General features: G+C 43.4%; 6 protein-coding genes. 5 read left to right on the top strand and 1 reads right to left on the bottom strand.

The window, feature by feature from the left end; all coding sequences use genetic code 11:
• The first annotated feature begins 232 nt into the window (after positions 1-232).
• The 4 genes from ybeY to F6K52_RS27630 all read left to right on the top strand — a co-directional run bounded on the left by ybeY (position 233) and on the right by F6K52_RS27630 (position 5489).
• Positions 233-760, top strand: a complete 528-nt coding sequence (gene ybeY / locus F6K52_RS27645; protein WP_293085981.1) for an rRNA maturation RNase YbeY — start codon at positions 233-235, stop codon at positions 758-760.
• A 98-nt stretch (positions 761-858) separates the two neighbouring features.
• Positions 859-1374 (top strand): diacylglycerol kinase family protein, encoded by a 516-nt coding sequence (locus tag F6K52_RS27640; protein WP_293085978.1) that lies wholly within the window; start codon positions 859-861, stop codon positions 1372-1374.
• A gap of 35 nt (positions 1375-1409) precedes the next feature.
• Positions 1410-2576 (top strand): FAD-binding oxidoreductase, encoded by a 1167-nt coding sequence (locus tag F6K52_RS27635; protein ID WP_293085975.1) that lies wholly within the window; start codon positions 1410-1412, stop codon positions 2574-2576.
• A 615-nt stretch (positions 2577-3191) separates the two neighbouring features.
• Complete coding sequence (locus tag F6K52_RS27630; protein WP_293085972.1) at positions 3192-5489, top strand: glycosyltransferase; 2298 nt, start codon at positions 3192-3194, stop codon at positions 5487-5489.
• 19 nt (positions 5490-5508) lie between these two features.
• Here the strand turns inward: F6K52_RS27630 and F6K52_RS27625 are convergent, their stop codons facing one another.
• Entirely contained in the window at positions 5509-6729 is a 1221-nt protein-coding gene (locus tag F6K52_RS27625) for a transposase (protein WP_293085969.1), read from the bottom strand.
• Between the two features lie 411 nt (positions 6730-7140).
• On the opposite strand from F6K52_RS27625, the gene F6K52_RS27620 reads away from it, so the two are divergent.
• Positions 7141-7947, top strand: a complete 807-nt coding sequence (locus tag F6K52_RS27620) for a sulfite exporter TauE/SafE family protein (RefSeq protein WP_293085966.1) — start codon at positions 7141-7143, stop codon at positions 7945-7947.
• Positions 7948-8240 lie beyond the last annotated feature (293 nt).

The following is an 8240-nucleotide window of genomic DNA, read 5'->3' as shown; positions in this document are numbered from 1 at the left end:
AGAGTTTGTTAAGTTCGTTAAACTTACTTTTGACGGCTATCTCAAAGAAGAGAGCAAGCGTAAAGGAACAGTAAGCATAGTGGTAGACCCATGTTTAAGGAAGCCGAGACCTAGCCAATCGGCTAGGTGACCGCAGTAGGTTACCCTACTGGTAGCCAAGCCTTGTCTTGATGCAGTGCGGTCTTGGGGAACCCCCGCAGGTTAGCGCTGCATCGCTTTGGAGAAACTGAGTGTGAAGTTTGAATTGAGTGTACAGGATTGTTTCTTTAATATCTCCAATTCTGCTGAAACCATTACTAACCAATCCAGCAACCCAATTTCCCCCCACACTTGGGAAAGCTGGTTTGACCAATGGCTAGTTGCCCTTGAACTGAATTTACCGGAAGCTAAGAGCTACGAATTGAGTCTTCGCCTTACCGACAATAGTGAAATTAAGGCACTTAATTTCCAGTACCGCCAAAAAAATCAGCCTACAGATGTACTTGCGTTTGCAGCTTTAGAGGTAGACTCACCTAAGTTATCACCTCAAAATCAATTATCGGTGCCTCTATACTTGGGTGATATCGTGATTTCGGTAGATACTGCTGTTCAACAGGCTAAACAGCAGGGGCATTCTCTATCCACGGAACTAGCCTGGCTGGCCACCCATGGTTTACTTCACCTTCTAGGATGGGATCATCCGGATGAGGAAAGTCTAGTGAGAATGCTGGATCAGCAGGAGACTCTACTTCAGAGGGTAGGTCTTTCAAATGATTCCTAGAAGTCTGCTGTGCTTTTCAGTATATCCCTTAAGGTTAATCCTCCTACCCCATATGGGAAAGATTAAGGTATACCCAAGACCTATCCCTGAACCGATAAATGGTGTTACCAAAGGCCGAATCCTATCAAACTCAGTTTCTCGTGTCTAATACCTTGCCAATGACTCAAGAGCTATCTATACCAGTACCCCAATACTCTGACTCCAAAGTCAAACCTAACCGAGATTTGGCTTGGCGAATTGCTCCGACATTAATGATTAGCTTCAAATATGCCTGGGCTGGGGTTCGCTATGCCTTTCTCACCCAACGTAACTTCCGGATCCATACAGTCATTGGCACTCTAGCCATTACCTTGGGCATTTTTTTACAAATACCCCTGGTAGAACTGGCTGTGATTGGACTAACCACTGGGTTAGTCATGGCTATGGAAATGTTAAATACAGCTATTGAATCGGTCGTAGATCTAACTGTTAAACAGACGTACCATGAACTTGCTAAAATTGCTAAAGATTGTGCGGCTGGTGCAGTGCTGATATCAGCCATAACTGCTATTTTTGTAGCCGGTTCCCTGCTACTGCCACCCCTAATCAGTAGAATTGAGTCAGTTTTGGGCTAAACACCCAATTAGACTATACAATATGCGACTATACGATGAAAGTATATGACTGGATTGTCATTGGTGGTGGCATTACTGGAGCAGCACTTGGGTACGAATTGTGTCGCCAGGGTTTGAGTGTTCTGATTTTGGAGCAACATCCTACCCTAGAGGGAGCAACTCGCTATAGCTATGGTGGTCTTGGCTATTGGTCAGGAACATCAAGGTTAACTCGAGTGCTATGTCAGGAAGCTAGAGAAATTTATCAAAGTTTATCTGAGGAATTAGAAACAGATACCCAGTTCAGGGAATTAGACTTATTGCTGACCATTGACCTTAAGGATGACTCTGAGCAATTGGCAGCAGATTATGCCCGTTTTGCTACTCCCCCAACTTGGGTGAGTGTAGAGGACGCTTGTGCCATCGAACCCCTACTCAATAAAAATGCGATCGCAGGAGCGTTTACTGTCCGTCAGGGGCATATCCATCCAGGAAAGACTACCCAAGGTTACCTGAAAGCTTTCCGCCGTTGTGGGGGGGAAATCCAAATTGGTCGTGTGGTGGAACTGGTAAGGAGTTCAGATGCTATCAAGGCAGTCAAAACAGTAGCCGCCACCTACCATGGGGCTAACACGGTTGTCTGTGCTGGTGGACTCAGTCGCACCTTACTGAAAGCTTCCGGAATTCCTGTCCACTTGTATTTCACTCATGAGCAGATGATTGAAACTCCCAGAGTTGACATCAAGCTGCAGACAATTGTTACACCAGCACATATAAAACGGTGTCAACTGGAACAGCAAGCAAGTACTAAGTCAGTTGAACACTTGTGGGATGAGCCTGGTAATGAGGTAATATCACCCATTCTTGATGCAGGTGCAGTACAGTTTTTAGATGGCAGTTTACGGATGGGTCAGCTGAGCCGTGTGCTGACAGACCCCTACGCCACTATAGCGCCAGATAAAGGGGAAGCGGAAATTCGTAATCAAGTGGGCAAAATTCTACCAGCTCTTGAGAAATTACCAGGAACCTGGCATCATTGTTTAGTAGCATTCAGCAACACTGGTCTGCCAGTGGTTGGTTCCGTCAGTGGTGTGGAAGGAGTTTATATATTTTCTGGTTTTACTAACCCGCTGGTATGTGTGCCACCCCTAGCCAAGCGCTTTGCTAATTGGGTTCAAGGACAAGAGGATGAAATCATCGCCAAACTTTCCCCCCACAATTAACAAAGTATTATGTTAAGTTAAGCTAGGTTAAACTTTATTAAGAGTCTGTTGGTGACCGAGCCATAGTCTTAGTCAAAGTACCAGTACAGTGTACCAGTGCAGTGTGCCAGTGCAGTGTGCCAGTACAGTGTGCCAGTACAGTGTGCCAGTACAGTGGCTCCATCATCGCTCAAGCGTGTTCGTCAGGGCGAATCTGTCCAAGTTCTGGAACGGAGCTAGGGTCAAAGAAGTATTAGACTGACCACCAAGTTGGGTTAATGCTCACAGGCAGATACAAATTTGATCTGCATAATAATTTAAGCAACGGATATTTTGTTGACACCATAGTAATGTTTACTTGTCTTGGGTAAAAGCTCAACAGTCAACAATCAGCAAGTTAAATGTTAATTAAGATAAACAATGGCTGTCGGTGTCTGACTCAACGTGGAAGCGACGGTCTACCCCTTAGCTGGTGAGGGAAGGTAAGTAATTAGCTCGTGCTAACAAGCGAGTTATGAACCTAAACTAGTTATGAACCTACAGGTGATGGCAATCCCTTCCCCTCAACCCAATCGGCTGTAATAGGGGTCTTCTGCCAAGAACTAATGACAATACTGGAATTACAGTTAAGGGATTATGACAAAAACTCGCTCTAAGTGGCAGCTTGTGGTGGTAGGGATTTTGCTACTGCTGACTCTTCAGTATGTGCTGTGGCGATCGCTGTTTACCCTCAATCTGGATACCATGGTCAATGGCGTCTTTAGCTTGGGGTTATTACTAGCGGAAATACTGAGACTAGCTGGTAGCACCATTCAGCTGTTTTTCTTGTCCCAGATAAAAGATAGAAGTCGGGAAGCTGATTGGGGTGAATTATCGGTTATTAGTGGTCGTTTTACCCCTTCTGTTGACATCCTGATTCCTACTTATAATGAACATCCCTCAATACTAAGACGAACAATTATTGGTTGTCAAGCTTTAGAGTATACAAGAAAAACGATCTATCTTCTGGATGATACTAGACGTCCTGAGATGAAAAGACTTGCAGCTGAGCTAGGCTGCGAGTATATTACGCGACCAAATAATCTTAATGCCAAAGCAGGTAATTTAAACAATGCCTTTCCTCAAACCTCTGGGGATTTAATTGCTGTATTTGATGCTGATTTTATTCCTACTAGGAACTTCCTCAAGCGGACTGTGGGTTTCTTTAAGGATAAGGAAGTCGCTCTAGTTCAGACTCCCCAAAGCTACTATAATCCGGATCCGGTTGCCTATAATTTAGGTTTAGAAAAGATTCTGACGGCAGAAGAAGAATTATTTTATCGACACATTCAACCAATTCGAGATAGCACAAATAGTATTGTTTGTTGTGGCACGTCTTTTGTGGTCAGCCGCAGCGCACTCTTAAGTATTGGTGGCTTTTTTACCGATTCCATCGCTGAAGATTACTATACTGGTGTTTGTTTATCTGCTCAAGGCTATAAGTTAATTTACCTTGATGAAAAATTAAGTGCTGGCTTGGCAGCAGAGAATATAGCAAGTCATGTATCTCAGCGGCTAAGATGGGCACAAGGTACCTTACAGGGACTTTTCCTAGACGCAAATCCATTAAGAATTCCTGGACTTACTAATCTCCAAAGACTAGTTCATTTAGATGGGTTGCTTTATTGGTTTACTAGCTGGTCAAGAATTTATTTTCTAATTGTTCCCATAGCGTATACATTTTTCGGGATTATTCCCTTTAAAGCAACAACTACTGAAGTATTGTGTTTCTTAGTTCCTTTCTATTTGCTACAGTTTTCTGTGTTCTCGTGGATAAACTGCCGCTCTCGCTCCGCTTTCATGTCAGATATTTATTCAGTAGTGTCATGTTTTCCGATTGGATTAACGGTGTTGCAGACAATGCTGAATCCTTTTTCGAGAGGATTTAAAGTAACCCCAAAAGGAATATCTCGGGAGAGTTTTAATTACAACTGGCAGTTAGCATCGCCCCTGATTATTGTATTCGTTGCTACAGCAATTAGTTTTGGGTTTAATCTGACCGAATTCTTGATACCAGCCAGCAGTTTACCATCCCTAGAAATAGCACAACTTAGCCAAGAAATCAGCTTAGCTTGGATTTGGAGTGGCTACAATCTAGTGGTGCTGAGTATCGCCTTACTAATCCTTTTGGATTCTCCTAATCCGAATACTAACGAATGCTTTGACTTACGTAAAGTGGTGCGAATAAATATAGGAGGTCAAACCTATTGGGGCATCACTAAGTGGGTTTCTGAAGTAGGTGCTCAAATCAAGCTGACTGAGACGCTATCTATTTCCCTTAAAGACAATCTCAAAGTAAGTCTGAAAATAATGGGGGAGAACTTGCGACTACCAGGAAAAATTACTCACACAGACCTCACGAGTGAAAGTCCAACTCTCCAAATAGGATTTAATCAGCAGATGAGTTTACCTCAAATACGGGGTTTAATTGAAATGCTCTTTTGTGGTGTGGGTCAGTGGAAACCTTGTGATACGCCTGGAGAATTCAGCATGCTGTGGCTTTTATTAAAAAGTTTCCTGCAGCCGAGATTTGTGTTTAACCGTAATCCAAAACTCAGCACAATTAGCGCCACTGAGGTACCAAGCTCTAACCTTACCAAACTCAATGGTGAAATGGCTGTGGTAGCACCAGCACCACAGGCGATGGCAACTGTTGCTGATTTCCAAGAGGACAATAGCTCCCAAACCCTGCTCAAACCTATTTCACTAGTAGCTCAGCCTAGGGTAAAATCTCCTAGTGTTGCTCAAACAGTCGGTGAAAAAGTGCCGATCAAGGTGGCAATACCAATGAATCCAGAACTAAACTCCCAGGTGGAGGCAAGCGCTCATTGGGAAGCCGAAGGTGAAACCGTTGTGATCAAAGTAGCGATACCCAATGAACTAATCGAGAAGTGACATACTCCCACACTGACCTTTACAGGTTCAGTGTGGGCTTCTTACCAACTCCACCTATCGGTTCGGATACTCGGTAAGCTTTACTACTAGCGGAATGCCCTACCGCCAAATTCAGTATATTGATTGCCGCATTTACATCCCTGTCAGCTACGTAACCACAATGAGGACACGAATGGATGCGATCTCTTAGTTTTTTAGGTACTTTTTCACCGCAATTAGAACAGTTCTGACTAGTATTACGGGGATTCACTGCGACTGTAGCCAAACCAGCGTTTTCGGCTTTGTTTGATATTATCGACAGGAATTGACCCCAGCCAGCATCTAATATAGATTTAGCCAGTTTGGTTTTGACCAAACCTTTAATGTTGAGTTTTTCATGAGCAATTAGGTCGTGGTTGTCTAGCAATCCCTTCGCTACTTTGAAATGAAAATCTTTTCTGGTGTCAGCTACTTTTTTATGAGCTTTACCTAGTTTACTGACAGCCTTTTTTCTATTGTTGCTACCCTTTTTCGACCTACTAACAGCTTTCTGGATTTTTTTTAATCGTTTTTGAGCTTTTCGATAGTACTGAGGAATTGGAATCTCAGAGCCATCTGACTTTACTAAAAACGACTTGAGTCCCATATCTATCCCAACGGGGTTGATTGCACTATCTACTGGTATAATCTTCGGGACGGTATCATCTTGAACTGACAGTGTGACATAGTAACCATCAGCTTTTCGAGTTATAGTAGCCGTTTTTATTTTGAACCCTTTTGGAATTGGCCGATGATAGATCATCTTAACCTTTCCAAATTTTGGAAGAGTCAAAACGTTGCCATTTATTGGGTTCCTAGATAAGGAAGGAAAAGTAAATGACTTATATCTATTTTTCCCTTTAAATCGAGGTCTTCCACTCTTTTTACCATTACTGTCACCTTTGAGGAATCGTTTAAATGCCAGGTCAACTCTCTTCACACAATCTTGTAAAACTTGAGATTGGACAACCCCATACCAAGGTCTGTCCTTCTTTAATTGAGGAAGAGTTTTCTTTTGGGAAAAATAATCAGGATTATTTCTTAAATCTGGCAAATGACAAACAAGAGGGCAAGAGTTAATAGAGCAACGATTCTGTTCGTACCAGTTGAATCGGTCAGCTAATAAGTAGTTATATTGGTATCGGAGCATGTCCAACCATCTTTCTACTTCAATTTCTTGTAATTTTGTCAGTCTTAACCGGTATTGATAAGCTGCTCTCATTGTTGCAACCTCTTGCATTTCGACCTATCATTAAGGTAACAAACGTGGCGACAAGTGTCAACCCTATATGAAAAGCAAAAAACTAGTAGTCAGAGTTACTGAATTTGAAAAGAAACAGCTACAAGAAGAAGCAGACAGGAGGGGGATGACTTACTCTGAATTACTTAGAAGCTTGATAGCTCGCTTCCCTCTCCCAAAAGACTCTGTGTAGAATTCATCCCACGCCGACTTTCAGTTCGGACGTGGGGCTTCTTCTACCGGACAGCTAAATTGCCAGCTAAATGCGATTGACCTTGGCCTTCAGGCCACGCTACGCGAATGGCCACGCGGGGCGCGAACGCTAATTCAACAATCACTCAATAGCGGCTATGCTAGCAAAAAAGTGGATTGAGCCAAAGGCGATCTAAAGGGATGACTCCTACCGATTTATTGATTTTTGCTGGTTCCGGTTTATTTGCAGGTATTCTTGCCGGATTTCTTGGCATTGGTGGCGGTGTAGTGCTCGTCCCCTTGTTAGTGGCATTAGGATATCAACCAGTTCAAGCGGCGGCTACCAGTAGTCTGTCGATTGTGATTACGGCTACCTCTGGTACACTGCAAAACTGGCGGATGGGCTACTTTGATCTAAAAAGTGTAATTGGCATTGGATTTCCAGCTCTAATCACAGCACAAATTGGTGCCTATCTAGCCGACCTGTTCCCTCCTTACTTCTTACTGGTAGCCTTTGGGATACTGCTATTGGTTACGATATATTTGATTCAACTACGCAAACAGCTTAAGTCTAGAGCGCAACAGGAATCTCAAAGAGCACTAAACAACAGACGTTCTTCAAACTCTTCCACCAAAGCTACTGTTGCCAGGATAGCGACAGGTGGTTTGGCTGGCTTATTAGCTGGTATATTTGGTATTGGTGGGGGAACAATTATGGTTCCACTCCAAATGTTGCTCCTAGGAGAACCGATTAAAACTGCGATTCAGACAAGTCTAGGGGTAATCGTCATTACAGCAGTTTCAGCCTCTGCAGGACATGCCTTACAGGGAAATGTCTTATGGATTGAGGGATTGCTGCTGGGTATAGGAGGCTTTTTGGGAGCGCAAATTAGTACTCGCTTTTTGCCAAAGTTACCAGACCAAGTGGTGAGCAATGGATTTCGCACGCTGTTGTTTTCCCTATCAATCTATATGTTTTGGCAGGCATGGCAGAGTTACAGTGGTTGAGAGTCTGTCTCTACTTGATTAGACTTCGCCGCAGTTGTCGGGAATAGGGAACTTCGGATATCGGAACAGAACTATAAATACATATCAAGTAGGGACGTATGGCGTGCGCCCCTACAGGTTGAGTTACTCCCTAAGTCCTGTTATAGTTCCTCAATAACCAAGAAAGTTTGTGTAGGAACTCAGCTCTAGGTGAAACCGCCAGCCCAGATATATCGCCCCGGTTGGACTCGTTTCCAGCCTTTAGATTCACATCCTTTAGTTAAAGTGTTACTAATGGATTTACGGGCTACATA

The sequence above is a fragment of the Moorena sp. SIO3H5 genome, from assembly GCF_010692395.1.
Classification (GTDB): domain Bacteria; phylum Cyanobacteriota; class Cyanobacteriia; order Cyanobacteriales; family Coleofasciculaceae; genus Moorena.
The sequence above is the reverse complement of the archived record's forward strand: the minus strand, read 5'-3'. Positions and strand labels throughout refer to the sequence as shown.